Below are 24,529 nucleotides of genomic sequence, written 5' to 3' on the forward strand. Positions count from 1 at the left end.
TCTGTGAGCTGGTAAAACATCAGGATGTTTTTCATCGGAAAAAGTACGGGTTTGTGTCTTTTGCAAAAATTCAAGCTATTTGATTTTGAGTTTTGTTAGACTTTGGATTGCTAGTTTCTCGGTTTAGTAATTTTTGCTGGCGTAATTTTTTCCCTGTCAAAAATTTCTCAAAAAATCTTTTGATTAATTTTTGTTTTTGTAAATCAACTGACGGTGATTACCTCGCCGTGTTAATCGGGTCAGAATTATTACTAACCCATGTTTCCACTCCACGAACAATATTGCCAAAAAACGCATTCATTATAGTTAAATCTTTTTATTTAGAATCAAAAAACTTGGTTTGAACTTATGACACAAACTTCACGAAGTAGCGATAGATGTCCACGTTGCTCTAAAGGATCAATGTTAACAGATGGAAGTACAGGAGAGATGTTTTGTAATACCTGCGGTTTTGTCGCAACCGAAAGAGTTGAGGAAGAAGGACCAGAATGGCGTTCATTTTCAAAAGAAGAAGGAGAGAACCGAACTAGAACGGGAACCCCAACTTCGCTTGCAATGCACGATATGGGCCTTGCAACCATAATCGGTCAGGCAGACAAGGACGCATCGGGAAAGCCCCTTACATCCTCAATGAAAAGCACCATTGAGAGACTCCGAACTTGGGATAGCCGAAGCCAGGTACACGAACCAGTAGACAGGAACTTTAGACAGGCATTCAGCGAGTTAGACAGGCTAAAAGACAAGTTGGCACTATCTGATGCCGTAATCGAAAAGACCGCCTATATCTACAGAAAGGCACTTGATAAAGGCCTTGTTAGAGGTCGCTCAATTCCAGGACTAGTTGCTGCAGCGCTATATGCAGCGTGCAGAAATACAGAGACTCCAAGAACGCTTACAGATGTGGCAAATGGAATCAACATCAAGCGAAAGGATGTAGCAAGATGTTACAGATTGCTTCTCAGGGAGCTAGAACTGAAAATGCCAGTAGTAGATCCAATCAAGGGAGTTGCAAGGATTGCAAGTATTGCAGACCTAAGCGAGAAGACAAAAAGAAAGGCACTTGAATTCCTAAAGGAAGCTAGCCGTATTGAGGTATCTGCTGGAAAGGATCCGATGGGCCTTGCAGCAGCAGCACTTTACTTGGCTTGTGTGATGTTAGGAGAGAACAAGACTCAGAAAGACATCGCTCAAGCAGCAGGTGTAACAGAAGTAACAATCCGAAATCGATACAAGGGTCTTAAAGAAGCACTAAAACTCTAATCTTTTTTTAATTATTCTAAAATCTTAATATCGATTGATTTCCACTTTTACTTGTGGGAAAGAAACTGACAGTTATAGTCATGATCGTAATCACCATAGCTGCTGCAGCTGCAATTGGCTCATCGTCGTTTTCTGGAACAAAAAACCAACATGAGGAAATTTATCATGTAATGCTTGCAGATCCCAAATTATACCATGATGGAGTATTTACTGATACGTTTACTATCAAAGAGGGTACATACCAATTCAGATTTGTCCCAAATGGCGACAGCCCCAAAGTCCTGACAATCACGCTCAAGGGAAGTTCGTTTTCGTTTTCTGAAGACTTTATGCTGGAGGGAACGCTGCAGGACACCGGAATTTCGAAATACTATACATGGAAGTACAACGGGCAGGATACAATAAGCGTGCCAGAGGATCAAGAACTACAGATCAGTATTAATCCACAAGGAAATATTTTGGGGCCGGTTTCTGTTTATCTAATTAAATAGGCTGGCGTGGCCCCAAACGCAGAACTTGAGAGATTCCCTCTCACTTGCATAACGCAAATGCGTTAATGGTTTGCCTAATTGTTCTGCTGGACCACGCGTCCTTCAGTCGATAGGAATTATGTCCTTTCGCATTGTTTCATATAGGAATTTATCTTATTTAAGATTTAGTGTGAATTTTTACATAAAAGATCTCCTTATAATCAAATTATTTTGGCAATGCTTTGAAAAGCAATAATATCAAACCCTACGCAACCAAGTCATGAGTCTTTCAGGAAAGGTTGCCCTCGTAACGGGAGGCAGCAGAGGAATTGGAAAATCAATTGCCACGCTTTTTCTAAGAGAGGGTGCAAAGGTGGCAATAACTGGCAAGGACACGGACAGGCTTGAACAAGTAAGAAAAGAACTTGTAGATGTTTTGACAATACCTGCAGATATACGAAATGAAAAAAAGGTACAGTCTGCAGTAGAGAAAACAATAGAAAAATTTGGCAGACTAGATATCTTAGTAAACAATGCCGGAATACTTCCACGAGTCAAAATGCTACATCAGATCAGGGAATCAGAATGGAATGAGGTCATTGACGTAAACTTGACAGGGCAGTTTCGTTTTACAAAAGCAGCCATTCCATATTTGCAAAAGAACGGCGGAAGCATAATCAACATCGCATCAAACGCAGGACTAAAGGCGTTTGATAACTTTCATGCGGACGCATATACGGCGTCAAAGGGAGCCCTTGTTTTGCTGACAAAGTCATGGGCACTAGAATATGCCAAAGATAAGATCAGGGTAAATTGTATTTGCCCTGGCGTTGTCGATACTGACATGACAAAAGAATTTCTTACCACGCAAGCACAGAGGGAAATGCTTGATTTGGAATATCCGATTGGAAGAATTGGTACTGTGGAAGACATCGCAAGATCTGCACTGTATTTTGCATCTGACGGTTCAGGATGGGTCACAGGCTCTGTTTTGGCAATAGATGGCGGCGAGTCAGCAAAATAGTCCATCCCTCATAAATTCAAGCCAAATCAATTTAATATCGATGTTTCAAGGAAATTTGTTGAGTCCGCAAAAGAAAAGAAAGGCCAGGATTATCATTTTGCTTGCCATGATCTGGTTTGTGATTTCCCTTCCTTTGCCGTGGCTTTACCAAACACCTGAGGAGGCAAGGCCGCAAATGTACATCTTACTACAGATGATAGGCATTATTTCGATTCCATTCGTAGTACTTGGAGTTGCCTGGACACTAAAGCCGGAACTGACCACATAGTAAATTGTCAATCAAACTACCATTTGCAAATCCACTAGACGAGGCCAGACTTGCCGTTGACGCTGCAATACGGGCAAGTAAGGTAGTGATGGAAATTTATGCTCAGGATTTTGCAATAGAGCGCAAAGACGATGACTCCCCAATAACAAAGGCAGACTTGGAAAGCAATCAGATCATAAAAGAAACCCTCTCAAATTCTGGCTTGCCAATTTTGTCAGAAGAAGATGAGGATGACAAATCGAGGCTAGAACATGAGAAGATTTGGATTGTTGATCCGCTGGACGGCACAAGCGATTTTGTAAACAAGACTGGGGAGTTCACAATCATGATCGCCCTAGTCGAAAAGAAAAAACCCATTCTTGGGATAATTTCAAGGCCAACTACAGACATGTTGTTTTTGGCGCAAAAAGGAAGCGGCGCATTTGTTTTTGAAAAAGAATCGTGGAAAAGACTTGCCGTAAGTAAAACCAACGAATTAAAAAAATGCAATGCCGTTGGAAGCAGATTTCATTTAACAGAGGCAGAAAAGGAGTTTTTCAAAAGCCTTGGGGTTGAAAGTTTTGCAAGCAGGGGCAGCTCACTAAAGGTTGCGGAAATTTGCATGGGAATGGCTGACATTTATCTCACAACCTCAAGCAAGATAAAACAGTGGGATACTTGTGCGTCTTATTGTCTGATTACCGAATCTGGAGGAAAAATGACCGATATGTATGGGGGCGATATTCTATACAATACTGAAAGAATAAACCATGAAAACGGTCTACTTGTGACAAACAGTCTTGTGCATGATCAGATAATCAAAAAATACCAATCACTTGGCCAGGTTTTTTGATTTTAAGAAATTTAACAGATTTTGAACGCTTTGCTCTAGTGTTTCTTTTTCCGTATCAAGCACAAAGTCCGGATTTGGGGGGGCTTCGTATGGATCGCTTATGCCAGTAAAGTTCTTGATTTCGTTGGCTCGCGCCTTTTTGTACATTCCCTTGACATCGCGGGTTTCACACTCTTGTAACGAGCATTTTACGTACACCTCAAAGAACCGTGTGTCATCCCCGACTATTTTTCTTGCGTCCTCTCTGTTTTCAACAAATGGACTAACCAGAGAAACGCCGCATGGGACGTTGTGCTTCAGGAGCAGTTTTGCTAAATGTGCAACTTTTTTGTTGTGTTCGACTCGCCCCTCTTTGGAGAAGTCCTTTGGCGATAGCCATTCCCGCAATTCGTCGCCATCTAATATGGCAAGGTTTGGGACGTGTTTCTGCATTGCCCTAACTATCGTAGTCTTGCCAGAACATGGAAGGCCAGTCATCCATACCACAAATGTCATTTCATTTTAACTCAAAATTATAGTTCTTAAAGACTTTACGAAAATTACGAGATAAACCAGACTTGTTTTTCCAGATACTCGATCTCCTTCATTACAGTTTCAATCTTTGTTGATACGGCCATTACTGACTGGAACTGCTCATACATTGCCTGCTCCTCCTCTTTTGAGAGAACCTCAGGTGCTCTTTTGAAGAACTCGTCTTCCTTAGAGAGGTGGTCATTTAGGTAAATGGCATATGTCCGCAGGAACCTTGCAACCGGTTCTCGTGCGTCTTCGCCGTTTTTCCATCTTTGAACGTGTTTTGCAATGTTTTTTGCAATTCTCCTGCTAAATTCGTGTTCTATTGTGAATTTTCTAATTTCTTCTTTTAGTGTGTCATAACTGGCAACGCATGCAAAATACGAGTCCTCCTCCCTGGAATAATGAATTGCATCCAAAAACTCGGAAATTACAAAGGTGATTTTTTCTAAATCAGAAATGGGAATTGGTTTTTCTGCATACAGATCCTTGTGGCACTTTATGACGATTTTTTCTAGGCGCCTTATCTTGAGATGATCTTGCCGGAGGGTTTCAGTCGCACTCATTTGGTATTGGTATAATTTTGCAGATTATAAATTCAAGGTGAGCAGATTTTACAGTCGCACTTCATCATGCCGTCCTTCTGCATGCAGTTATCGTGCTTTTCTTCAAAGCATTTGAGGCAAATTACCATAAATCTAGTAAAATCATATCACTATTATCGGTTTGGCTAGAGGACAGAATTAGAGTTTGCGCCATCAAAGTTTATCGTGACGCCGGATAGATACTTGATTTTGTTTTCAACTATAGATTTGACAAAATTTCCAATTTCTGAAGGCTCCCCTAGTCTTTTCATCGGTAATGACTTTGCGTATTTGTTAATATCTCCAACCAGTTCTTTCATTCTGTCTGTGTTGATTGGCCCTGGCGCAATATTGATGCAATTGATATTTTTTGATACGAGTTCCTTGCTCAGTACTTTGAAAACTGCAGTGAACGCAAGTCGGTATGCGCTTGAGATTATCAATCTCGGGTTCGGTTCCTTGATAACATTAGATGTTATTACAAAAACATAGCCGCCATTCCTTACCTTTAGTTTTTGTAACAACAAACAGAATCCCAAGAATAGCTGGTTGTGGTATTTTTGCCAGTCCTTTTCGGTAACATCATGGAATTGTTTTGGTGCGGGGCCACCCGTGTTCAAAACCAAAATGTCCGTTTCTTTGTGTTTTTTGATGAAATTTTTTACACTGTTCAAATCTGATGTGTCAATGTCTTTTCGTGATGCAGCAAACACATCACATCCAATAGAAGACAATGATTCTGCAATTGCCTTGCCTATCCCACGTGTACCGCCAAGAACTATTGCCTTCATCATACAGTGATATTAGAGTAATTCATTTTAATTTACTGTTTATTCCAGGCCGAAGAGAATTACTTTTTTTGGATCGTGTTGGATTACGCCAAAATGCGGCTTTGCAAAGCCCCCACTATGGTGTCCTTGTGGGCCTCCGAGCCCAACTCGAAACAAATAGTTGCTGGTTTTGTCAATCTCAAACTCGCGTTTGTGCACAACAAACGATTCAATTTTTTCTGTTACGGGCTGAAATGGCCAAATGTTTGTAATTTCATTTTGGTTCTGCCGTATGGCTGCTTCTATGTGCTGATGGCCGCATAGGATAATGAAATTCTCAAGCTTAGTTTTCCCCTCCTCAAATGCAGAAGACGCCCTGTAATGATATCCATAATAACTGTAAAACTCGTTGTTTTCCTCAGATAGTCTTTGCCAGGTTTTTTGATACAGCCATGGATCTCCTCCCTCTTTGGTTATTTTTTTTGGGTCTAATGGCCCCCCGTGGACGCAGAGAAGCTTGTTTTTTGCATCTATTATTTGCTGCTCCCCAAACGTCCCATCCTTGTTTTGATGAAAAAATTCAAGGTCTTGTTCGGATAATAATTCATGCGCTCTTGCACTTGCAAACGAGCTACCGCTGATTGATTTTTTGTACAGTACACTCTCATCGTGATTTCCCATCACAGATATGACAGGATATGTTTTTGAAAGTCCTTGTATTTTTTGCAAGACCTCTTTTGGGCCGGTTCCCCTCTCCAAGAGATCTCCTAGATTAATTATTCTCGATATCTTGCCGTATTTTTCTTCAAATTCGGGGGAAAGTGCAATTTTCAGAATAGTCTCAAGTCCGTCCATGTCTGCGTGAATGTCGGAAAATACTAGATCCATTTTCGATAAACTATCTTAAATTTATTATATAATGCAATCATTTGTGAGGAAAAAATCATCATGTGCCGAATTGGAATTGGTTTTATGACATGGTGCCGAATTGGTCAATGCCGGTTAATAAAGCAAGTACGCACAGATTATAGATTAAGCCGATTCATGGTTGCCAAATGTATGACGATCTGGTAAAGGAGGCAGTACGTGGACAAACTGCAGACAGTGCGTCTGCCATAATGCAAAGCACCGTTCCAAACGAGGTAAAAGGATTCATCCCGGATTTAGTGTCGCAGCTAGACCAAGGAGTAGACCCGTCAGATGTCGCAGACCAGGCACTAAACAAGACATTTGACATCGTACAGTCGTCCTTGTTAGGAGATGCGTCAAACCACGTAATCGACAAATTCGGGCACAGGATAGTAGATCTGCTTTTTGGGGTACCGTTTCTGAATATTTTGCAAAAGGCATCACTACTCATATCAAATAGTACAAATCCGTTTTAGTTTGTATTTATGAAAAGGATGTGCAGTTGCAGCCCTTGACTAGGCATTTGCCGTTTTTGTCATGTATGGCAGAATCATGAAAACAGCCAGACATGAGATTTTTGCACTTCATAGACTTGATTAGAATTCCTGATTAATTCGCTTTATGCTATGACTACTTGGACTTGTCTTGATTCATGTTTGCAAATGTCCTTGTGCAGGTTTGCGTGCACCTCTTGTTTGAATGTCAGGTCGCATCTATAACATTTCCAAGCTGTTGTTGTCATAATGGAACAAACGATATTTTTGTATATAATTAAGACGTAGCTTTTATTCATAGAAATGATCAGTGTGTTTATTCGCCGTATAGCGATATTTTTGAGAAGTGCGTCTACAATACAACCCTTAGATGTCAAAACAGCGATTTCCCTCAAAATTTAAGAGTCCCCCTTAGTTCGTTGATTTGTTGTCTGTTACAGTAATTGGGGGAAAAGCATCAGAAGATCTGGCAAAAAAACTGTCTAAAAGACTAAAGGCAGACTTTATTTCATCGGATCTTAGAATTTTTCCAGACGGAGAAAGCAAAATTACCATAAACGCCAACCCAAAAAAAGGCAAAATCATTATTGTAAATTCGACATATCCACCGGTTGATTCCAATCTAATGCAGACATTATCGTTAATCGCAAAAGCAAGACAGTTTTCATCAGATGTGATCTCAGTCATACCCTACTTGGGTTATGCAAGACAGGACAGAGAGTTTCTTCCGGGTGAAATAGTGACTCTTTCAGTTATAGCGAAGCTGCTCAAGGCATCTGGCGCATCAAAGGTGATTGTTGTTGACATTCACAGTCAAATGGGTTTGAAACACTTTGACATTCCAATTAAAAATGTCTCTGCAGTACAAGAACTTGTAAATCATTTTAAAAAGCTAAAGCTAAAGGATCCGCTTGTTGTATCACCTGACCTTGGAGGAGCTACGCGTGCGGAAGAGTTTGCAAAATTATATGGAACTGATTTTATTGCACTTAAAAAACAACGTGACCGAAAGACCGGGAAAGTAGAAATCATGACTTTGAATTTGGACGGAGTAAAAGGTAGGGATTTGGTCCTAGTAGATGACATGATTAGCACAGGAGGTAGCATAGTAAAGGCAACGGAATTTCTCAGGAAGCAGAAATGCGGGAAAGTCTATGTTGCATGCACACATGCTTTACTAATTGACAGTGCGGAAAATAAGATAAGAAAGGCAGGCATCTCTGGAATCATCTCCACAAACACAATTCCAGGAAATACATCTGTTGTTGATGTTTCAGGAATCATAGCAAAGGCTATCTAGATGCCAGAAAGCTTTTTCATCGTTTCGAAAGAATATCTGGAGCTTGCAGTAGACGAGGTGACAGCTATTGCAAAAATGTATGATAGGTTCTGCAAAGTCAAGCCAATTTCAAATCTCATCATCATACAGTCAAAGACACCTTGGGAAAAAATAGCAGGTCGTGCCACATTTGTAAAAATCGCAGGCCAGATAGAGCGAAAAATGTCTGGCGTGTTTCTTGATGAGAAAAACTACAACCTACTATTTGGTGCAAAATCATTTATGTGTAAGGCAATCAATCTTTCACAAAAGACAATTAACATTACAGAAATAGAACGCTCATTAGGAAACATGGTTGTAACATTTTGCAATGCAAAGGTTTCCTTGGAAGATCCAGATGTTACTATTTATCTAATATTCACAGATACTGAAAACTTCTTTGGTTTTACGACAAGATTCAAACCGCTAGAACGACCAAAAAAACTAACAAAGTTCCATCATGAATTGGATTGGAAGTTGACTCGCGCAATGATTAATCTGGCAAGGTTAAATGATGATGAAGTTGTGTGTGATCCTTTTTGTGGCACCGGTAGTACGCTTTTGGAGGCAGAATCCATGGGAATAAAATCAATTGGGATTGATTTTGATGAAAAAATGTGTAAGATTTCAAAGGATAATCTAGCGGAGAATAATTTCAAATCCAAAGTAATCAATCAGAACTATGACTATATGCTACAAATCAAGGATAGTTTTGATGGAATAGTAACTGATTTGCCATACGGGACAGCGTCAAAAATATCGGAACCTCCGCAAAAACTAATGCAAAACTTTGTATCAAAAATGCCAAAAGGTAAAAAGTTTGCAATTATGTGCAAAAAAGGCCTTGATTCAAATCTCAAGATAAAACTAACAAAAAAATATGAAATCTATAGGCATAAGAGCTTGACGAGGATGATTCTGGTAAAATGAAACTGGTATTTTTAGGCACATCAGCCGCACAGCCAACAGAAAATCGCGGATTATCTTCTACGTGTCTTGAAAAAGACGGGGAAATTCTGATGTTTGATGCAGGGGAAGGCACCCAGGTTTCATATCTAAAATCCGGATTGGGATGGAATAAAAAGATGAAAATTTTTGTTACTCATTTGCACGGCGATCATTGCATCGGAGTGTTAGGGCTTTTGCAAACGATGACCTTACAGCACAGGACAGAGGCGATGGAAATCTACGGCCCTGACGGAATTGACATATTCATAGGTGAAAACGTCAGAATTCTAAATTTCGGTTTGTCATTTCCAGTCAAAATAACTGTAGTGACCCCAGGACTGGTTTGTGAAGAAAAAACTTATTCTGTATATGTGGAAGAGGCAGAACATTCCACCCCAGCATTTTCTTATTTGTTCGAAGAAAAAGACAAGCCAGGCAAATTTGATTTGCAAAAAATAAAAAGCCTTGGCATTCCAGAGGGAAGCCTCTGGCATGATCTCCAGATGGGAAAAGAAATTACATTTGAAAACAAGACGGTAAAACCGTCAGATATCATGGGAGAGAAAAGGCCTGGCAAAAAGATTGGGATATCTGGCGATACAAGACCTACAAAAAAGCTTGAGGCATTTTTTAAAAACTGTGATTATCTAAGCTTTGATTCCACATTTTCTGATAAAATAAAGGAAAAAGCGATAGAGACAGGACACAGTACGGCAAAGGAAGCGGCTACGCTTGCAAAAAACGCAAGTGTTTCAAATTTGATCTTGACTCATTTTTCTGCGCGATACAAAGACGAAGCGGAGTTGCTCGAAGAAGCAAAAAGCATTCATGGTTCGGTGATTGCAGCAAGAGACTTGCTGGAAATTGAGATAAAATAAGCATGTTTGAGTCTGTTTCAGACCGAATCAGAGACGCAGAAAAAATTGTCTTTGTGACAGGTGCTGGGATTTCGCAGGAAAGCGGAATTCCGACATTTAGGGGAAAAGACGGATATTGGAGAAAGTATGATCCTATGCAGCTTGCAACAATTGACGCGTTCTATCAAAATCCAAAACTTGTCTGGGAGTGGTACGAGGATAGAAGAAAAAACATCCTTGCTGCGCATCCAAACAAGGGTCATTTGGCAATTTCCGATCTTGCAAAATACAAAGACGTTATCGTACTGACGCAAAACATTGACGGGCTACACCAGAGAGCTGGAAGCAACCAGGTTCTTGAGCTTCACGGTAGCATAATTAGAATAAAATGCACTGTTTGTGATTTCAAAGATAACATTACAGGCAGTTTTGATGAATTGCCGCCAAAATGCAAGTGTGGTGGGATACTAAGGCCAGATGTTGTGTGGTTTGGAGAAGCCTTACCACAAGATATCTGGCGTGATGCCATAAATCACGCAAAGAGTTGCGATGTTATGATAATTGCAGGAACCTCGTTGGCCGTGTCTCCTGCAAACACTCTTCCAATCTTTGCAAAACAAAATGGAACTGTATTGATCGAAGTGAATCCAGAGCGAACCGTAATGTCTGAGCACATGGATCTGTCGATAATGGAAACATCCACAAATGCGCTGCCCCAACTGATTTCATTATTAGAGTAGTTTAGGCGCTGGCAATATAGCTCATTAGCATTCTACCAGCCATTAGTGCGCCAATTGAAAGTCCAACGTTTGCCATTATGTTAATTGCAGCAAGACCAAATTGCGAATTATCCATAAGATTTGTTGTTTGGAGTGCAAAGGCAGACATCGTAGTAAGCGAGCCACAAAAACCCACTGCCACAAAAAGCGCGTATTTTGCTTCGAGATTCCATTGCTGCGCAAGCACTACAAACATGCCAAGTATGAATGCACCAATGATGTTCACCACCAATATGCTAACAGAAAGCGTACCCAACATCATTTGGGAATCGGTGATTTTGTATCTTAGAAAGGTTCCAAGTACTCCCCCAACTGAAAGAAAGACAATCTCTAATCCTTTCATAGCTTTTCCTTAGCTAGGTGGTTGTGTAAATACACCATAGATGGCAGTATCCTGATCTCCTTGCGGATTGTAAACAGAGGATGATACCGTACCGTAATCTGGGTGCTCTACTACCATTTCAATTATGTGAGGACTAGACGATATATCATTTACATTAGTATCAAATTTTGATGAAAAGAATTCGCCTACAAATAACTGCTTTTCAGAATTTCGCAATGTTACCGTTACTTTGACTGTCTTTCCAGACGTATCTTCATACTGGATAGAGATTGTATTGTCATCATGTCGTACTGTCTTTAACTGCAAGGTTTCAAAGATTTTTGACTGTGGTAATGATTCTACTGCAATCGCTTCTGCATTTACAGGATTAGTTGTTTCTGTTACTTGAACTGGCTCTTGTTTTTGAAATTTGCAGTTTTCCAAGTCAATCGTATGCGTTAGTTCTTTTTTGCCGTTTACTGTCTTTGCCATTTGGGGGATTGAGATTTTGCATTTTTGCTGCTCTTCGTCTTTTTCATACACTTGGCCATAGTAGGTTTGCTGTTTTGGCGAGATCACCATGTCCTGTATTTGTTTGACTGGATTTAGATCGTCCGCACTTGGAGTCATTGTATCAATTTTGTTTTCTACCGTATCGACTGTTTGATCTATTGTTCCACTTACTTTACGGATTGTGTTATCTTTGAAATCACCAACGTCGTCCGCGACTGCATTAAAGGCGATATTGGCGCTAGAAGGCAATTTTGCTAAATATGGGTAAAGTGAAAATCCGCCTACGATGAGTATTGCGCTTATTACAACAAGCTTTAGCAGCATATAACCAAATGTTTTGAAATGGCGTTAAAAGTTCAGAAATTCATTCTAGCTGAGCAAATAGGAAAAAAAGCTGACTAATCAGTTAGCCATTCTATTACACGCTCGATGTTCTTTGAGCGTAGGGTTATCTTGATTGGTCCCAAGGCAGATTCATCTGCATGTTCACAAAGCGAAATGCTATTGACAAAAGCAGCCTGTTTGTTGAGATAAAACCAAGTTTCATCGCCATCCAAATTATCGTCCAAAAAACGCAAGTATACATTCTGTGAGCGATGTTTTTGAATCGACTCACGAATTTTTGATAGTGACTCTATTTCCCTCGATGTTGCGGTGATGGAGCCTTTGCCAATTTTAAATTCGGCATTGTTTAGCACGTTTGTCATTACCTGTTCAATTTTTTCTGGATCTTCAGAAGGATTGATCTCACAGAATGCCTCTATTTTACAGTCTAAAATTGGAATCAATTTACTTTAACCACTTTTGAATGAGATCATACGCAGTATCGATAAGCTCAGAAACTGTAAGGTTGTTATTTGATATAGTCTCGTCTGCAAGTGCAATTGATGCACTGATACCAACACCGATTTCCCTGCTGTCACGTTCGTCAAACATTGTTCTATCATGAGGATCGTCGGATCTTGCTCGTACGGTTAGAAAATTAAAGCGGGTGTTAGTTGATGCATGAATTGCCAATAATTTGACTGTTGCAATTTTTTTCAAGACTTCGATTTCCGCATTAGAGCGAACTCCGTCTATTATAACAACGTCAGATTTTGAATTGATGATTTGATCCTTGATTAGTTCTGCTACTGCGCCCTGCCCATTTTTTTCACGTAGATCAAGCATTAGCTTGCCGAGGTTCTGGCCTGTTGGTTCAAGATTTCTTCTTTTTGCTTCAGATCTAACAGCATCTCCCATGTTGATGCTTGTGAACCCTTTTTGCTGCAAACCAGATGCAATTGTCGACTTGCCAGCCCCTGGCATTCCCGTAAGACATACGATTAGTTTTGGCAACAAGCTTAGTTTTTTGTGCCTAGCGTATGAAGCTACCGGAAGCCATTAAAAAGCCGAAAACAAAAATCTGTAATGCGTACCTTTGTCGCAGTAGAGATAACAGATCAAAATATTTTAAATTCGATAAAGAATCTGCAATCCGATCTCAGAATAGAGGCAAAGCCCGTAGAGTCGCAAAACATGCACTTTACATTATTGTTTCTTGGTGAAATATCAGACGACATGGCACAAAGAGTACAAAACGAACTAAAAACTATCCAGTTTGATTCGTTTGATATTAGTTTTGAGGGAGTAGGAGCGTTTCCAAAGCCAAAATTCCCAAGAGTTGTGTGGATTGGGGTAAAAGGTGGTGCGGGGGAGCTTGTAGAACTTGCAAAGACTGTAGAAAAAAAACTGGCTCCTCTTGGATTTAAAAGTGATAAAGAGTTCAAACCACACATTACAGTATTTAGAATTAAAAATAAAATTGGCGACATTACAGACGAATTGGTAAAATATTCCAATGAAAAATTTGGCTCGCAGAAAATTTCAGGAATTAAATTCAAAAAAAGCATTCTTACGCCAAGCGGTCCAATCTACTCTGATTTGCAGGAGATAAAGGCGTCAAGATGAAAATTCTAAAGCAGGTAGAAAAAATCGTCATTCCTAATGCCAAGCTGCAAGAACATAAAAAATCAATTGTAGATAATGTGTTAGATCTTGTACAGAAACAAATTACAAAATATCCCCAAGTGACTGGAATCGAAGTAGGAGGATCTTATGCAAAAGGAACCTGGCTGCCGGAAAAAGCAGACATTGACGTTTTCATTAAATTCCAAACCAGCGTATCTGAGAAGGATTTTGCGAATATTGGAAAGAAAATAGGTTTTGATGCGCTAAAAAACTTCAAGCCATACATCAGATATGCAGAACATCCATTCGTCGAGGCAAAAATCAAGGACACCAAGGTGAATCTAGTACCCTGTTACGACGTGGAGGAAGGAAAATGGAAAAGTTCTGCTGACAGGTCCACTTTTCACACAAAATTCATGAAAAAATCACTTTCAGAATCCATGAAAGACGAAGTCAGAGTGCTCAAAAGGTTTCTTATGAACAACGGCATTTACGGTGCAGAGATTGCAAGGCAGGGCTTTAGTGGATATGTAGCAGAGGTACTGGTGCTGAATTTCGGAAGCTTTCTTGGAGTACTCAAGGCAATATCTGAGATAAAGCAGGGCCAGATCATCGGAAACGCAACAAAAGAATTCGATACCCCAATAGTAATTATGGATCCTATAGACGGAAAGAGAAATCTTGCTGCTGCCATTTCGACTGACAACATTGGAAACTTTGTGTTTGTATCAAGAGCATTTCTAAAAAATCCTTCAATCAAGTTTTTCATGCCGAGAAAAATTCAAAAAACACCAAAAAGCGTAACCAAAAACACACTAGTTCTGACATTCAGATACAGGCCACGAAGTCCCGACATAATTTGGGGTCAAGTAAAGAGGGCTGCAAATTCAATTGCCACACAAATAGGGCAGGCCGGCTTTGTTGTGTTGAAGAAATCCGCTCTAGTTGAGGAGGATACTTCAAGTGCCGCACTGCTGTTCTTGTTGCAAACAACCAAACTAGATGAAAGCTATCTTAGGGTTGGGCCAGATTTCTTTGGTGCTGATTTTTCTGCAAAATTCATCATAGCCAATAAGAAAAAGAGCATAATGATGTGGGTAAACGATGACGGCAAGGTGTGTTCCCTTCAGAAAAGGCCACAATCAGATGCATCGCTATTGGTGAAAAATTTACTGAAAAAGAATATTGAAAAATCCGGCATATCGGCCGGATTAAAAGAAGACATATCACGTTTCAATCTTGTATTGGGCGATAAAATAACAAGCAAATCCATTAAAGAGGCAATTGCAAAACTTGTCTCAACTGATGAAACCGTCTTTTCTTCCAGTTGACAAGCTAGCCCAAGAACCATACTCTGGAATACTTGGATATCCAAAGGCCACAAAAAAGCAGATTGCCTTGAGAATCGCAGAGCTGCAAGAGCTTGGAATATCAGGAGTATTGTTTGACGGTCCCATGACAATAGGCACTGTAAACGTACTAGGAAAGGGTTATGCAGGAATTGTTGTTTTGGCAAAAAAAGGAACAAAAAAAATTGCGCTGAAAATTAGAAGGACGGACTCCCCAAGGAAAACCATGGAACGGGAAACCATTTTGCTGCGAGCGGCAAACAAGGCAGGTGTTGGACCCATATTACTTCAGAGCAGCAAGAACTTTATTGTAATGGAGTATCTTGCAGGCAAGAAAATTTTTGACTGGATAAGCGATCTCAGAGGAGGAAGCGCATCCGAACTAAAAGCGGTCATAAAAAAAGTGCTTTCTGACTGTCATAGGTTGGATATGGCAGGAATTGATCATGGAGAGCTAAGCAACATCACAAAGCATGTCATTGTTGGAAAATCAATCAAGATCATTGATTTTGAAAGCTCAAGCCTTGAACGAAGAGTATCAAATGTTACATCAGCTACACAAGCCATTTTCATTGGATCAGGCCTTGCAAAAACAGTCCAAAAAATTTACAGTGTTCCACCAAGGCCGAAAATTATTAACGCATTACGGGAATATAAGAAACAACAAACACAGCAAAGTTTTGATAATGTGTTTAGAATACTAAAGCTCTGAATTGTCAGAAAAAGCAATAAGATTTTTAAAAAAAGATCCAAAGATGGCCAAAATAATTTACCAAGTTGGAGAATACAAAATCAGTCTTGTGAAAAATCCATACAGATCTTTGATTGATGCAATCATAACACAGCAGCTTTCCGGTGCAGCTGCGGATTCAATTTCAAAAAAATTCCAGAAGATATACCAGAGGTATCCAAAGCCAGTCGAGGTGATCAATACTTCTGATTCCAGGCTTAGATCAGCAGGACTATCGAAGATGAAAGTAGATTATATCAAAGACTTGTCAGAAAAGATTCAGTCAAAGGATCTCAGGCTCAGCTCGCTAAAGGACAAGTCAGATGAGGAGGTAATATCGCACCTGACACAGGTCAAAGGAATCGGCAGGTGGACCGCGGAGATGTTTCTAATTTTTTCACTTGGCAGGCTCGATGTTCTGCCTGTTGGTGATTTGGGCCTCAAAAAAGGCATTCAACGCCTTTACTCCATGCCCGATCTCCCTGAAAAAGAGGAAATTGAGAAAATCGCTGAGAAGTGGCGCCCATACAGGACGGTTGCAACGTGGTACATTTGGAAAAGCCTAAATCAATTTGGCAAAATCGGATAAAACTAGAATTGAGTAGCACCTTTTATTATTACGAATGTGGATTTAATGAGGTTGCAAAGCGTAATTCTTGTTTTGGCTGTAATTGTTATGATGTTTGCTGTAAGCTCAGCCTGCACCATGCATCTTGCATATGCAGAAGAAATTCCAAACTCCATAAAAAACAAGATCAGCTCTTGGGTTTCAAATCAGAGGGCAGACGATTTTTCTGATGCCATGACTAGTCTCAGCAATCTTGAAATTCTCAAAGCTAAGATCACATCAAAACAGAACATCTACTCCTTACCAAATTACGGCGAAACTACTTTCATCAAGATCTCAGGAAAGACGGGCGAACATGGTGAGGCAAAATACGTATCCCTTGCTGTAGTAGATCCAGACGGCGCAAAGTCAGAATATACCATTCCGGTGCTAGAGAGCGGGACATATTACACGATGATTCCCTTAACGCATAACTCACCAAAGGGAACTTACACCATAACAGCACAGTATGAGGGAAAAAGGCTTCCAGAATCATACTTTTATGTAGAGTATCCAAACGCGATAATCCCAAGCTGGGTCGCACGCGTTGCAAAATGGTGGCTTGAGGAAAAAATTACAGATGAGGATTTTCTTGCGGGAATTAGCTACCTAATTAACAACAAAATAATCAGGTTTGGTGCAGGCGATACAATTCAGGAATCTGCATTGAATGTAAGCGTGGACGGGCAAAAAGCAGTCAGACGTGGAACCGCTCAAAATATTTCAGTCCACGTTACAGATGCAGGCAGCCCAGTGGATGGCGCAACCGTGTTTGTACGGGTGGAAGATTATGGTGAGGATGTTTTTGAAGAATTTAATGGGTTCACGGATTCCAGAGGAGAATACAGTGTTTCATGGGAGATCAGCGAGGACTTTCCAAATCTCAAAACCCTGCTAGTATATGTAGATGTGACTGACGGACTGTCATCTATCACCAAGGTGTTTACATTTGAGGTGTATTGCCTATGCGGGGAGCCAAACTGCAAGTGTCGTACTTGAAAATGATGGGACCGGTGAGATTTGAACTCACGATCTCTAGCACCCCAGGCTAGCATCTTAACCAAGCTGGACTACGGCCCCTCAAAACTTGGAGCAAATTATGAAATTATAAATCGTAGGTTCGGCTAATAGAGATCATGAAACTCTGCTCCATTTGTCACAAAATTTCTGCAACAGATGATGATCACCTTCACTGTAAAGAAAAGCTGAGAATTGAGCTGGAGGCAGAGGACTTTAAAAATAGCATTCCTGAAAAGCTAGACATTGCAAGAAACGCAGGCGATGTTCAAACAGACATCAAGGCATTGCTTGGCCACATGTCAAGAGAAAAGAAGTCAGAATCATAGCCATTTTTCTAGTCGTTCTTTTTCGAATTGTTCCTTTTCTACCATGTGTTCAGTTGCCGGCTTGTCAAGTCGTGTTATTGGATTTGGCTCTGCAAACATGTCGACGTAAACATATCCGGCAGTCGTTCCCATCTCAACAAAACATCCTCCCCTTCCTTCGAAAATTGAATTTGTTTTTTCTTTCCTAATTTGAGAGATTATGTCTTGTGCAACTGCAACACCCTGGCCTTCTGCAAATATCCCAGCCTTTGGAACTGCAATTTTTTCTGTAGCCATCATGTTTGTGACATCACCAATGGCATAGACCTTATCGAATTGTGTCCTGCAGTCCCGCTTCACAGGGATGAACATCCCTTCTTGTGCGAGTCCGGTGTCATAGATTACTTGGGGTGCCTTGTGCGGAGGAACTGCAATCAGTAAATCAAAATTTGCAGTACTTTGATCTTCGAATTTTAACGTGTTTTGCTCGACTGATATGATCTTGTGCGAGCCGTGAAACCTGATGTTTTCTGATTCTAATATGTCCAAGAGTTGTTTGCTTACCACTGGCCCTGCTGCGGGAAGTGTGATTGGGCCCAAACTGTAAAAATCAATCGAGATGTTTTTTCTAGTTCCAATCTCTTGCAGCATAGAATTGATTATCAGTGCAGCTTCAAATGGAGCGGGAGGACACTTGTACGGCATCCCAGTGATTGCAAAGGCAATCTTGCCTGATTTTATATCAAGTATTTTTTGTCTGATCTTTGACACGTGTTCCAAATCATACAGGATCATTCCGTTTGCAGAAAGGCCTGGGATTTTTTCAGGCGCAAGTTCAACTCCTGCTGCAACAATCAGATAATCGTAGGAGAGTTCCTTTGTGGCTGTTTTTACTTTTTGTTGGCCTGTATCGATTAGTGTTACTTGCTCGTTTACAAAATCAATTCCTTTCTTCACTATTGTATTCAAAGGTCTTTTTGAGGTCTCGAATTTTCTTGTCCCCTTTATGATCCAAAGCTTGACTAGATCCATCATGAAATAGTCCTTCCTGTCGATGATGGTAATTTTTACATCGGATGGAAGGTTTGCCCGCAGTTCGTTTGCGGCTGCAAGTCCGCCAAATCCTCCTCCGATAATGAGAATTTGTAATGCCATTCTAGCGTTCTTGTGTCACGGGTCTGATCAGAATTTCATTTACGTTTACGTGGCTTGGGGCCTCTACTGCATACAGGATTGCATTTGCAATGTCTTCTCCTTGTAATGCCTCCATCTTTTTTGTAGACTCGACAAATGATTTGAGGTTGTCATCCGTTATGGTGTTTGTGAGCTCAGTTGCTACAACGCCTGGCTCAACGCATGTTACCCGTATTCCAGAGCGCTGGCTGAATTCTTGCCTGAGCCCTTCGCTTATGGCAGTTACTGCGTGCTTTGTTGCACAGTAGACGGTTCCTGAAGGAAACACGATTCTTCCTGCAACAGATGAAATGTTGACAATGTGTCCTGATTTTTTTGCATACATGTGCGGGATCACGGCAGCAGTGCAATAGAGCACGCCTTTTATGTTGACATCAATCATTTGATCCCATTCGTTTACTTTGAGATTTTTCATAAAACTCAATGGCATCAAGCCTGCGTTGTTTACTAGGATGTCTACCGTCCCCCATTTTTTGATCACCGCGTCAACAAACGAGTCACATTCTGATTTTTTTGTCACGTCAAGTTTTTGGACAAAGACCTCCCCCCCGTTTTTAGTAATTTGATCTTTCAGGGATTCCAATTTATCGGTGCGCCTTGCACCAATTGCCACCTTTGCGCCAGCCTTTGATAGTGCCAGGGCAGTTACGTATCCAATTCCGCTACTTGCGCCGGTAACTATGGCAACTTTATCTTTTATCATTACATCCAGTTTGGTTCTGATCATTGTTTTATGTTTTTGCAAAAACTTTACGGTTTATTAGATGACAAAACCAAATGTAGCCATTGAAGAAGGTCGATTGCTCATACTGTGGCAACGAAACAGAGTTACCGTTTGAATGCAATTACTGCAAAGATCCTTTCTGCTCTGAGCACAGGCTGCCAGAAGAACACAGGTGTGTCAAGCTGTCCCAGATCAGAGCAAAACGGTTTGGGCAAAAAAGCATAATCAGAGAGCAAAAGGGCGGAATTTTCAAAAAAATATTTCGTAGACGGAAAAACTAGTACAGTGATCTGCCAGGCTTTAGTTTTGAGAGCCTTGCCTGATAGAACAATGCTGCAGCAAGTGCAAACAAGACAAGTGCTGTAAGCCAGTGTGCAGTAATCAAGGTCAGATAGGCAATTGCAAACCCAATAGAAAGTATTGCCTGGGATGTCAGCTTTATCCAGTTTTTGAGCTTGATTGCCCTGCTTGCCATTTCTACAAGAAACAGTCCCGCAACTGGATAGATGGTAAGCAAGAGAAAGTCTACGACATCAATGTTGAGGTGAGACATCTTTGATTATTGTTTTGGCAGGTCAGTATAATTATCTAGTCTTCCAAATGCAGCTTAATTGAAATGTTTTTGGCAATCAAGGCCTGAGCGTTCTCGTTTGGGATTGTCGCAATATCTTCTGTCTTAAATGGCCCATATTTTGTAAAATCAGCACCTACAAACTGATCAAAGTCTTGTAGGAACCTAACCGTAATTGGTTTTGTCTTGTGTTTTTTCGATACGGATTCTAGGACCTTGGTTCTTCCATTCAGGGTTGCAGAGAGAATCATTTCCTTTCTTTCGCGAATGTCCTGCTGGGATTCCAAGATGAATTTTTCTGCATCAAGAAGATTTGTAAAGTCAAGATCTTTCTGCTCTATTACCTTTTCAATCCTAGTCTTCAACAGAAGCGTCGTGATTTGAGTTATCATCTCGACAAGCTTATTTTTTATCTTGTTCTCGATCCCGTCATACCCCTCACTTTTTAGCTTCCCGACATAATCTGAAATCGAAGCATAAAGCTCTGGATCCAGTTCCTGTACCGAATCATTCTCCACCTCTCTAAGTAGAACACTATACAACGAGTTTACATCTATTTTTTTTGCTTCTGACATTACGCACCTGAATCCTTAAATGGTAGATTCCTTCGTGTAAAATTGAAGAGAGTAAATTGCCATATAAAGTAACTCACGGTGAAGCAACGCAGATAAAATATTCCTCCGACGAGGTTTTCGCAAAGATAAAGCACGAGAACATCAGATTTATCGATTTACAGTTTTCTAGTCTGCTTGGCAGATTCCACCACACCACAATATCTGCCGATACTTTTACTCCCGAACAAATGCAGGACGGGCTTCCAAAGCTTGACGGATCCTCAATTGTCGGATTTACCAGCGTGGACGACTCCGATCTGGTCTTAAAGCCGGATCCAAACACATTTGCAATAATCCCGTGGATTACTGAGAAAAAAACGGCCAGACTGCTCTGCGACATTTACTGGGGTCGTGGAAGGGGAAGGCTAGAACGTGACCCGAGAGGAATTGCACAAAAGGCCGAAGAGTATCTAAAAACACAGGGCTTTGATTTCAGCTATTGGGGTCCTGAGGTAGAATTCTTTGTTTTTGACAAGGTTCACTGGGATGTTCTGACTCCATACAAGGGCCAGTCATATTCTATAGAATCAAAAGAAGCTCCATGGAGTCAGGAAGGAACGGGTTACCCGATGGGGCTGCAAGAAGGATACTATCCAAGTACGCCATCTGATACATTGACCTCGTTTAGAAATGAATGTGTGGATGTTCTGAATGAGTATTTTGGAATTTTGTGCGACAATCATCACCACGAGGTTGCTACTGCTGGTCAGTGTGAAATTGACATCAAATATGATTATTTGACTAATGCCGCAGACGGTGCACAGACATACAAGTTTGCCATTAGAAACATTGCTCAGAAGTTTGGCAAGGTTGCAACAATGATGCCAAAGCCGATTTCCATGGATGCCGGCTCTGGCATGCACACAAACGTCAGTCTATGGAAGAATAAGAAGAATGTATTTTATGACAAGGATGAAAAAGACGAGATCAGTCAAACTGGGAGATACTTTTGCGGTGGAGTTTTATCTCATGCAAGGGCATTATGTGCAATTACAAACCCAACTACAAACTCCTATCACAGGCTAGTTCCCGGATATGAGGCGCCAGTGTACATTGCATGGAGTCCTAGCAACAGGTCTGCTGCAATCAGAGTTCCACAACACTTTACTGGAGAAAAATACGCGTATCTTAAAAGATTTGAATACAGAGCGCCAGATCCTTCCGCAAACCCCTACCTGGTATTTGCAGCTGTATTATCAGCAGGTCTTGACGGAATAAAGAAAAAGACAGAGCCAGGCGATCCAGTTCTAGAAGACATTTACAAGATGTCAAAAGAAGAGCGTGCAAAACGTGGAATAAAGACGGTTCCGGCTAACTTGGGCGAGGCATTAGACGAACTGGAAAGCGACCGCAAGTTCCTCAACCCAATTTTCACAAACGATGTGATTGACAAAATAATAGAATTAGAAAGAAAGGATCATCGCGAGATTTCGATAAGACCTCATCCGCACGAGTTCTACCTTTACTTTGATGTCTAAAATATCGATCTTCCAGTAAACTGCAAAACATAAGTAAGCGATATTGCAACTAGGCCAAACCCAATTCCAATATAGATTCCGCGTCTTTTCTCTGAGGTTGCTGCCTTGTACACCAAGATTGTCCCTGCCAGACCGACAAACAGTATCGTCACTCCAAGAACCGTATAGTCAAGTGTACCACCCTGGATAAACGGGTAAAATATGCCAGAAAGCAATGCCAAAAATCCTATCAGATACGCGTACTTGACGCTGGTAATTACCTTAGTTGCGGTACTCAATGATTTTTTCTAAAGAATGTTGGCAAATAAACGTTTGAGGATATGGTTTGTAATTTGTATAACTACATCATTCCTTCCATGCCTTCCATACCAGGCATGCCGCCCATGCCACCCATTCCTGGCATGCCGCCCATGCCACCCATTCCTGGCATGCCGCCTTCTCCCCCTGGCGGTCCTGCGGACTTGGCAATTGCAATTACATCATCAATTCTAAGAAGCATACATGCGGCCTCGGTTGCTGAAGACACGATTTGATTCTTTACTGCTAGCGGTTCGATTATTTCGCTTGTTTTCATGTTGCCTACCTTGCCCTTCATGACGTCAATGCCGGTCCATTTTTCTCCCTTGAGCTGTTTTGAGCGCAAGTTAGTCAGCGTGTCAATGGGATCCATCCCGGCATTCTCAGAAAGCGTCAATGGGATTATTTCAAGCGAGTCTGCAAATTTTTCCACTGCAAGCTGCTCTCGGCCTTCAAGTGATTTTGCCCAAGATCTAATCTTTGTTGCAGCAAATGTTTCTGGAGCCCCGCCGCCTGCTACAATTGCCGGGTTTTCCATCACATCCTTTACTACCATTATTGCATCGTGAACTGATCTTTCAACCTCGTCAACTACCCTTTGTGAGCCGCCCCTTAACAGAAGTGTTACGGCCTTTGGATTCTTGCATCCTTCGACAAAGACCCATCTGTCTTCTTCAATTTTTCTTTCTTCCACTAGTTGTGCAGATCCGAGATCCTTTTCAAATAGGTCATCAAGGTTAGTAACTATTCTAGCACTGGTCGCTTTTGCAAGCTTTGTCAGGTCGCTTTCTTTTACTCTTCTTACTGCCAAGATCCCTGCTCGAGCCAGGTAGTGCTGCGCCATGTCATCGATTCCTTTTTGACACAGCAAGACGTTTGCGCCAGATGCGATAACCTTGTCCACCATGTTTTTGATCATTCTGTTTTCTTCATCTAGGAATGTCTTCATTTGTTGTGGATTTGAGATATTGATTTTAGCGTCAAATTCAGTTTTGTCAATTTCAAGCGCAGAGTTGATTAGTGCAATTTTTGCATCGGTGATCTTTTTTGGCATCCCGCTGTGTATTACTTCCTTGTCCAAGACTATGCCCTCAATTAGAACGGAATCCTTCATAGATCCTCCTGCCTTCTTTTCTACTTTGACGTCATCTTGGTCAATTACGAATTTGTTGTTGTCTTTTTCTGCTACAGATATTACTGCCTTTACAATAAGATCTGCCAGATAATCGGAATCCTTTCTCACGATTTTTGTCTGCATCGAGGTTCTTGCAATTTTTGTTAAAATTGATTTGTCGTTTGCGGTAACTTCTTCTGCGATTTCTTTTAGATATTGTAATGCTTTTCTTGATGCCTTTTTGTAGCCGTCAACTATGACTGTCGGGTGAACGTTCTGGGCTAGCAGTGATTCTGCGTTTTCCAACAGTGCGCCTGCCAAGACAACTGCAGATGTGGTTCCATCCCCTACTTCGGAGTCAGTTGTCTTTGAAATTTCAACTAGCATTTTTGCTGCAGGGTGCTGGACGTCAATTTCTTTTAGAATTGTGGCACCGTCGTTTGTTATTGTAACGTCGCCTAAGGCATCAACTAGCATTTTGTCCATTCCCCTTGGACCTAGGCTGCTACGGACTATTTCGGCAATAATTTTAGCTGCCTGAATGTTGTTTTTCTGGGCTTCGCGGCCTTTGCTTTCAGACGAGCCTTCTTTTAGTAAGATAACTGGTAAACTTCCCCTCTGGGTTTGCATACTCATAACGATCAAGATTTTATTTTTCCCCTTTTATACTTTGTTTGTTTTTTGAAATTACAAAATCGGTGTTTTTAAATTGGGA

The 24,529-nt window shown here is 40.9% G+C and carries 33 protein-coding genes and 1 tRNA gene; 18 read left to right on the plus strand and 16 right to left on the minus strand.

The annotated features are described in order from the left end of the window. Window positions 1-348: 348 nt before the first annotated feature. The 5 genes from NKMY2_RS01950 to NKMY2_RS01970 all read left to right on the plus strand — a co-directional run bounded on the left by NKMY2_RS01950 (window position 349) and on the right by NKMY2_RS01970 (window position 3,854). On the plus strand, window positions 349-1,260 hold the full coding sequence (locus NKMY2_RS01950; protein ID WP_042683975.1) for a transcription initiation factor IIB: 912 nt from the start codon (window positions 349-351) through the stop codon (window positions 1,258-1,260). A 53-nt stretch (window positions 1,261-1,313) separates the two neighbouring features. Continuing rightward, window positions 1,314-1,751, plus strand: a complete 438-nt coding sequence (locus NKMY2_RS01955; protein ID WP_042683976.1) for a hypothetical protein — start codon at window positions 1,314-1,316, stop codon at window positions 1,749-1,751. A 259-nt stretch (window positions 1,752-2,010) separates the two neighbouring features. Next, window positions 2,011-2,754 carry a glucose 1-dehydrogenase gene (locus tag NKMY2_RS01960; RefSeq protein ID WP_042683978.1) on the plus strand — a complete coding sequence of 248 codons (744 nt, stop codon included), beginning with the start codon at window positions 2,011-2,013 and terminating at the stop codon, window positions 2,752-2,754. Window positions 2,755-2,812: 58 nt separating this feature from the next. Further along, window positions 2,813-3,022 carry a hypothetical protein gene (locus tag NKMY2_RS01965; protein WP_179367822.1) on the plus strand — a complete coding sequence of 70 codons (210 nt, stop codon included), beginning with the start codon at window positions 2,813-2,815 and terminating at the stop codon, window positions 3,020-3,022. Between the two features lie 4 nt (window positions 3,023-3,026). After that, a complete protein-coding gene (locus tag NKMY2_RS01970) occupies window positions 3,027-3,854 on the plus strand; it encodes a 3'(2'),5'-bisphosphate nucleotidase CysQ family protein (RefSeq protein WP_238549742.1) in 828 nt (275 codons plus the stop codon). Here the strand turns inward: NKMY2_RS01970 and cysC are convergent. From cysC to NKMY2_RS01990, 4 genes are all read right to left on the minus strand, one after another. Then, window positions 3,834-4,349, minus strand: coding sequence for an adenylyl-sulfate kinase (gene cysC / locus NKMY2_RS01975; protein ID WP_238549743.1), 516 nt, complete (start codon window positions 4,347-4,349; stop codon window positions 3,834-3,836). The two genes, NKMY2_RS01970 and cysC, sit on opposite strands and share 21 nt — an antisense overlap. 44 nt (window positions 4,350-4,393) lie before the next feature. Then, entirely contained in the window at window positions 4,394-4,933 is a 540-nt protein-coding gene (locus tag NKMY2_RS01980; protein WP_042683981.1) for a hemerythrin domain-containing protein, read from the minus strand. 164 nt (window positions 4,934-5,097) lie between these two features. Then, entirely contained in the window at window positions 5,098-5,745 is a 648-nt protein-coding gene (locus NKMY2_RS01985) for an SDR family oxidoreductase (RefSeq protein WP_042683983.1), read from the minus strand. 36 nt (window positions 5,746-5,781) lie between these two features. Next, a complete protein-coding gene (locus NKMY2_RS01990; protein WP_052347458.1) occupies window positions 5,782-6,609 on the minus strand; it encodes a metallophosphoesterase family protein in 828 nt (275 codons plus the stop codon). 167 nt (window positions 6,610-6,776) lie between these two features. Here NKMY2_RS01990 and NKMY2_RS01995 point away from each other — a divergent pair, with 167 nt between their 5' ends. Further along, entirely contained in the window at window positions 6,777-7,106 is a 330-nt protein-coding gene (locus NKMY2_RS01995; protein ID WP_042683984.1) for a hypothetical protein, read from the plus strand. Between the two features lie 143 nt (window positions 7,107-7,249). Here NKMY2_RS01995 and NKMY2_RS11000 read toward each other — a convergent pair whose 3' ends face one another. Further along, window positions 7,250-7,372, minus strand: a complete 123-nt coding sequence (locus tag NKMY2_RS11000; protein ID WP_255347488.1) for a hypothetical protein — start codon at window positions 7,370-7,372, stop codon at window positions 7,250-7,252. A 176-nt stretch (window positions 7,373-7,548) separates the two neighbouring features. Between NKMY2_RS11000 and NKMY2_RS02000 the strand changes: the two genes are divergently transcribed. From NKMY2_RS02000 to NKMY2_RS02015, 4 genes are read left to right on the plus strand one after another with little or no spacing between them, the layout of a single operon-like run. Further along, window positions 7,549-8,424 (plus strand): ribose-phosphate diphosphokinase, encoded by an 876-nt coding sequence (locus NKMY2_RS02000; protein ID WP_042683986.1) that lies wholly within the window; start codon window positions 7,549-7,551, stop codon window positions 8,422-8,424. Continuing rightward, window positions 8,425-9,372: a DNA methyltransferase gene (locus tag NKMY2_RS02005; RefSeq protein ID WP_042683988.1), complete on the plus strand. Its 948-nt coding sequence runs from the start codon at window positions 8,425-8,427 to the stop codon at window positions 9,370-9,372. Further along, entirely contained in the window at window positions 9,369-10,268 is a 900-nt protein-coding gene (gene rnz / locus NKMY2_RS02010) for a ribonuclease Z (RefSeq protein ID WP_042683989.1), read from the plus strand. The genes NKMY2_RS02005 and rnz overlap by 4 nt, the downstream gene beginning before the upstream one ends. 2 nt (window positions 10,269-10,270) lie before the next feature. Continuing rightward, the gene (locus tag NKMY2_RS02015; protein ID WP_042683991.1) at window positions 10,271-10,987 is read left to right on the plus strand and encodes an SIR2 family NAD-dependent protein deacylase; all 717 of its coding nucleotides are present in this window, start codon (window positions 10,271-10,273) and stop codon (window positions 10,985-10,987) included. Window position 10,988: 1 nt separating this feature from the next. Here the strand turns inward: NKMY2_RS02015 and crcB are convergent, their stop codons facing one another. The 4 genes from crcB to NKMY2_RS02035 form a co-directional block, all read right to left on the minus strand. Continuing rightward, window positions 10,989-11,369 (minus strand): fluoride efflux transporter CrcB, encoded by a 381-nt coding sequence (gene crcB / locus NKMY2_RS02020; RefSeq protein ID WP_042683992.1) that lies wholly within the window; start codon window positions 11,367-11,369, stop codon window positions 10,989-10,991. A 9-nt stretch (window positions 11,370-11,378) separates the two neighbouring features. Continuing rightward, window positions 11,379-12,185 (minus strand): hypothetical protein, encoded by an 807-nt coding sequence (locus NKMY2_RS10180; protein WP_052347459.1) that lies wholly within the window; start codon window positions 12,183-12,185, stop codon window positions 11,379-11,381. A gap of 74 nt (window positions 12,186-12,259) precedes the next feature. Beyond that, window positions 12,260-12,649, minus strand: a complete 390-nt coding sequence (locus tag NKMY2_RS02030; protein ID WP_042683994.1) for an RNA-binding domain-containing protein — start codon at window positions 12,647-12,649, stop codon at window positions 12,260-12,262. Window position 12,650: 1 nt separating this feature from the next. After that, window positions 12,651-13,199, minus strand: coding sequence for an AAA family ATPase (locus NKMY2_RS02035; RefSeq protein ID WP_238549744.1), 549 nt, complete (start codon window positions 13,197-13,199; stop codon window positions 12,651-12,653). Between the two features lie 72 nt (window positions 13,200-13,271). Between NKMY2_RS02035 and thpR the strand changes: the two genes are divergently transcribed. Genes thpR through NKMY2_RS02060 form a run of 5 tightly spaced genes read left to right on the plus strand, consistent with a single transcriptional unit; the run spans window position 13,272 to window position 17,496 of the window. After that, window positions 13,272-13,811 (plus strand): RNA 2',3'-cyclic phosphodiesterase, encoded by a 540-nt coding sequence (thpR, locus tag NKMY2_RS02040; protein ID WP_042683997.1) that lies wholly within the window; start codon window positions 13,272-13,274, stop codon window positions 13,809-13,811. Then, the gene (gene cca / locus NKMY2_RS02045; RefSeq protein ID WP_042683998.1) at window positions 13,808-15,142 is read left to right on the plus strand and encodes a CCA tRNA nucleotidyltransferase; all 1,335 of its coding nucleotides are present in this window, start codon (window positions 13,808-13,810) and stop codon (window positions 15,140-15,142) included. The genes thpR and cca overlap by 4 nt, the downstream gene beginning before the upstream one ends. Next, entirely contained in the window at window positions 15,117-15,872 is a 756-nt protein-coding gene (locus NKMY2_RS02050; RefSeq protein WP_042683999.1) for a serine/threonine protein kinase, read from the plus strand. The genes cca and NKMY2_RS02050 overlap by 26 nt, the downstream gene beginning before the upstream one ends. Before the next feature lie 43 nt (window positions 15,873-15,915). Continuing rightward, window positions 15,916-16,479, plus strand: a complete 564-nt coding sequence (locus NKMY2_RS02055) for a DNA-3-methyladenine glycosylase family protein (protein WP_076613371.1) — start codon at window positions 15,916-15,918, stop codon at window positions 16,477-16,479. Between the two features lie 45 nt (window positions 16,480-16,524). Continuing rightward, entirely contained in the window at window positions 16,525-17,496 is a 972-nt protein-coding gene (locus tag NKMY2_RS02060; protein ID WP_157832416.1) for a carboxypeptidase-like regulatory domain-containing protein, read from the plus strand. A 6-nt stretch (window positions 17,497-17,502) separates the two neighbouring features. On the opposite strand, the gene NKMY2_RS02065 is transcribed toward NKMY2_RS02060, so the two are convergent. Further along, window positions 17,503-17,577 (minus strand) — tRNA-Pro (locus tag NKMY2_RS02065). A 56-nt stretch (window positions 17,578-17,633) separates the two neighbouring features. Between NKMY2_RS02065 and NKMY2_RS02070 the strand changes: the two genes are divergently transcribed. Continuing rightward, window positions 17,634-17,843 carry a hypothetical protein gene (locus NKMY2_RS02070; protein WP_042684003.1) on the plus strand — a complete coding sequence of 70 codons (210 nt, stop codon included), beginning with the start codon at window positions 17,634-17,636 and terminating at the stop codon, window positions 17,841-17,843. Here the strand turns inward: NKMY2_RS02070 and NKMY2_RS02075 are convergent. Both NKMY2_RS02075 and NKMY2_RS02080 read right to left on the minus strand, forming a co-directional pair. Next, a complete protein-coding gene (locus tag NKMY2_RS02075; protein WP_042684004.1) occupies window positions 17,838-18,977 on the minus strand; it encodes an NAD(P)/FAD-dependent oxidoreductase in 1,140 nt (379 codons plus the stop codon). The genes NKMY2_RS02070 and NKMY2_RS02075 overlap by 6 nt on opposite strands. A 1-nt stretch (window position 18,978) precedes the next feature. Beyond that, a complete protein-coding gene (locus NKMY2_RS02080) occupies window positions 18,979-19,719 on the minus strand; it encodes an SDR family oxidoreductase (RefSeq protein WP_042684236.1) in 741 nt (246 codons plus the stop codon). A gap of 83 nt (window positions 19,720-19,802) precedes the next feature. On the opposite strand from NKMY2_RS02080, the gene NKMY2_RS02085 reads away from it, so the two are divergent. Beyond that, window positions 19,803-20,021: an AN1-type zinc finger domain-containing protein gene (locus NKMY2_RS02085; RefSeq protein ID WP_042684006.1), complete on the plus strand. Its 219-nt coding sequence runs from the start codon at window positions 19,803-19,805 to the stop codon at window positions 20,019-20,021. Here the strand turns inward: NKMY2_RS02085 and NKMY2_RS02090 are convergent. Beyond that, window positions 20,018-20,293: a hypothetical protein gene (locus NKMY2_RS02090; RefSeq protein WP_042684007.1), complete on the minus strand. Its 276-nt coding sequence runs from the start codon at window positions 20,291-20,293 to the stop codon at window positions 20,018-20,020. The genes NKMY2_RS02085 and NKMY2_RS02090 overlap by 4 nt on opposite strands. Window positions 20,294-20,328: 35 nt before the next feature. Then, window positions 20,329-20,886, minus strand: a complete 558-nt coding sequence (locus NKMY2_RS02095; protein WP_042684008.1) for a DNA replication complex subunit Gins51 — start codon at window positions 20,884-20,886, stop codon at window positions 20,329-20,331. A gap of 56 nt (window positions 20,887-20,942) precedes the next feature. Between NKMY2_RS02095 and glnA the strand changes: the two genes are divergently transcribed. Continuing rightward, complete coding sequence (glnA, locus tag NKMY2_RS02100) at window positions 20,943-22,403, plus strand: type I glutamate--ammonia ligase (RefSeq protein ID WP_042684010.1); 1,461 nt, start codon at window positions 20,943-20,945, stop codon at window positions 22,401-22,403. Here glnA and NKMY2_RS02105 read toward each other — a convergent pair. Together NKMY2_RS02105 and thsB are read right to left on the minus strand one after the other, a co-directional pair. Continuing rightward, window positions 22,400-22,681 (minus strand): hypothetical protein, encoded by a 282-nt coding sequence (locus NKMY2_RS02105; RefSeq protein ID WP_042684012.1) that lies wholly within the window; start codon window positions 22,679-22,681, stop codon window positions 22,400-22,402. The two genes, glnA and NKMY2_RS02105, sit on opposite strands and share 4 nt — an antisense overlap. Before the next feature lie 62 nt (window positions 22,682-22,743). Beyond that, window positions 22,744-24,450, minus strand: coding sequence for a thermosome subunit beta (thsB, locus tag NKMY2_RS02110; RefSeq protein ID WP_042684013.1), 1,707 nt, complete (start codon window positions 24,448-24,450; stop codon window positions 22,744-22,746). Window positions 24,451-24,529 lie beyond the last annotated feature (79 nt).

The organism is Candidatus Nitrosotenuis chungbukensis (assembly GCF_000685395.1).
Classification (GTDB): domain Archaea; phylum Thermoproteota; class Nitrososphaeria; order Nitrososphaerales; family Nitrosopumilaceae; genus Nitrosotenuis; species Nitrosotenuis chungbukensis.

Bases quoted from the DNA above. Each gene is read 5' to 3' on its own strand.
- NKMY2_RS01950 (WP_042683975.1), top strand. From the start codon at position 349: ATGACACAAACTTCACGAAGTAGCGATAGATGTCCACGTTGCTCTAAA.
- NKMY2_RS01960 (WP_042683978.1), top strand. From the start codon at position 2,011: ATGAGTCTTTCAGGAAAGGTTGCCCTCGTAACGGGAGGCAGCAGAGGA.
- cysC (WP_238549743.1), bottom strand. From the start codon at position 4,349: ATGACATTTGTGGTATGGATGACTGGCCTTCCATGTTCTGGCAAGACT.
- NKMY2_RS01980 (WP_042683981.1), bottom strand. From the start codon at position 4,933: ATGAGTGCGACTGAAACCCTCCGGCAAGATCATCTCAAGATAAGGCGC.
- NKMY2_RS01985 (WP_042683983.1), bottom strand. From the start codon at position 5,745: ATGATGAAGGCAATAGTTCTTGGCGGTACACGTGGGATAGGCAAGGCA.
- NKMY2_RS01990 (WP_052347458.1), bottom strand. From the start codon at position 6,609: ATGGATCTAGTATTTTCCGACATTCACGCAGACATGGACGGACTTGAG.
- NKMY2_RS01995 (WP_042683984.1), top strand. From the start codon at position 6,777: ATGTATGACGATCTGGTAAAGGAGGCAGTACGTGGACAAACTGCAGAC.
- NKMY2_RS11000 (WP_255347488.1), bottom strand. From the start codon at position 7,372: ATGACAACAACAGCTTGGAAATGTTATAGATGCGACCTGACATTCAAA.
- NKMY2_RS02005 (WP_042683988.1), top strand. From the start codon at position 8,425: ATGCCAGAAAGCTTTTTCATCGTTTCGAAAGAATATCTGGAGCTTGCA.
- rnz (WP_042683989.1), top strand. From the start codon at position 9,369: ATGAAACTGGTATTTTTAGGCACATCAGCCGCACAGCCAACAGAAAAT.
- NKMY2_RS02015 (WP_042683991.1), top strand. From the start codon at position 10,271: ATGTTTGAGTCTGTTTCAGACCGAATCAGAGACGCAGAAAAAATTGTC.
- crcB (WP_042683992.1), bottom strand. From the start codon at position 11,369: ATGAAAGGATTAGAGATTGTCTTTCTTTCAGTTGGGGGAGTACTTGGA.
- NKMY2_RS10180 (WP_052347459.1), bottom strand. From the start codon at position 12,185: ATGCTGCTAAAGCTTGTTGTAATAAGCGCAATACTCATCGTAGGCGGA.
- thpR (WP_042683997.1), top strand. From the start codon at position 13,272: ATGCGTACCTTTGTCGCAGTAGAGATAACAGATCAAAATATTTTAAAT.
- cca (WP_042683998.1), top strand. From the start codon at position 13,808: ATGAAAATTCTAAAGCAGGTAGAAAAAATCGTCATTCCTAATGCCAAG.
- NKMY2_RS02050 (WP_042683999.1), top strand. From the start codon at position 15,117: ATGAAACCGTCTTTTCTTCCAGTTGACAAGCTAGCCCAAGAACCATAC.
- NKMY2_RS02055 (WP_076613371.1), top strand. From the start codon at position 15,916: ATGGCCAAAATAATTTACCAAGTTGGAGAATACAAAATCAGTCTTGTG.
- NKMY2_RS02060 (WP_157832416.1), top strand. From the start codon at position 16,525: ATGAGGTTGCAAAGCGTAATTCTTGTTTTGGCTGTAATTGTTATGATG.
- NKMY2_RS02070 (WP_042684003.1), top strand. From the start codon at position 17,634: ATGAAACTCTGCTCCATTTGTCACAAAATTTCTGCAACAGATGATGAT.
- NKMY2_RS02075 (WP_042684004.1), bottom strand. From the start codon at position 18,977: ATGGCATTACAAATTCTCATTATCGGAGGAGGATTTGGCGGACTTGCA.
- NKMY2_RS02080 (WP_042684236.1), bottom strand. From the start codon at position 19,719: ATGATAAAAGATAAAGTTGCCATAGTTACCGGCGCAAGTAGCGGAATT.
- NKMY2_RS02090 (WP_042684007.1), bottom strand. From the start codon at position 20,293: ATGTCTCACCTCAACATTGATGTCGTAGACTTTCTCTTGCTTACCATC.
- NKMY2_RS02095 (WP_042684008.1), bottom strand. From the start codon at position 20,886: ATGTCAGAAGCAAAAAAAATAGATGTAAACTCGTTGTATAGTGTTCTA.
- thsB (WP_042684013.1), bottom strand. From the start codon at position 24,450: ATGAGTATGCAAACCCAGAGGGGAAGTTTACCAGTTATCTTACTAAAA.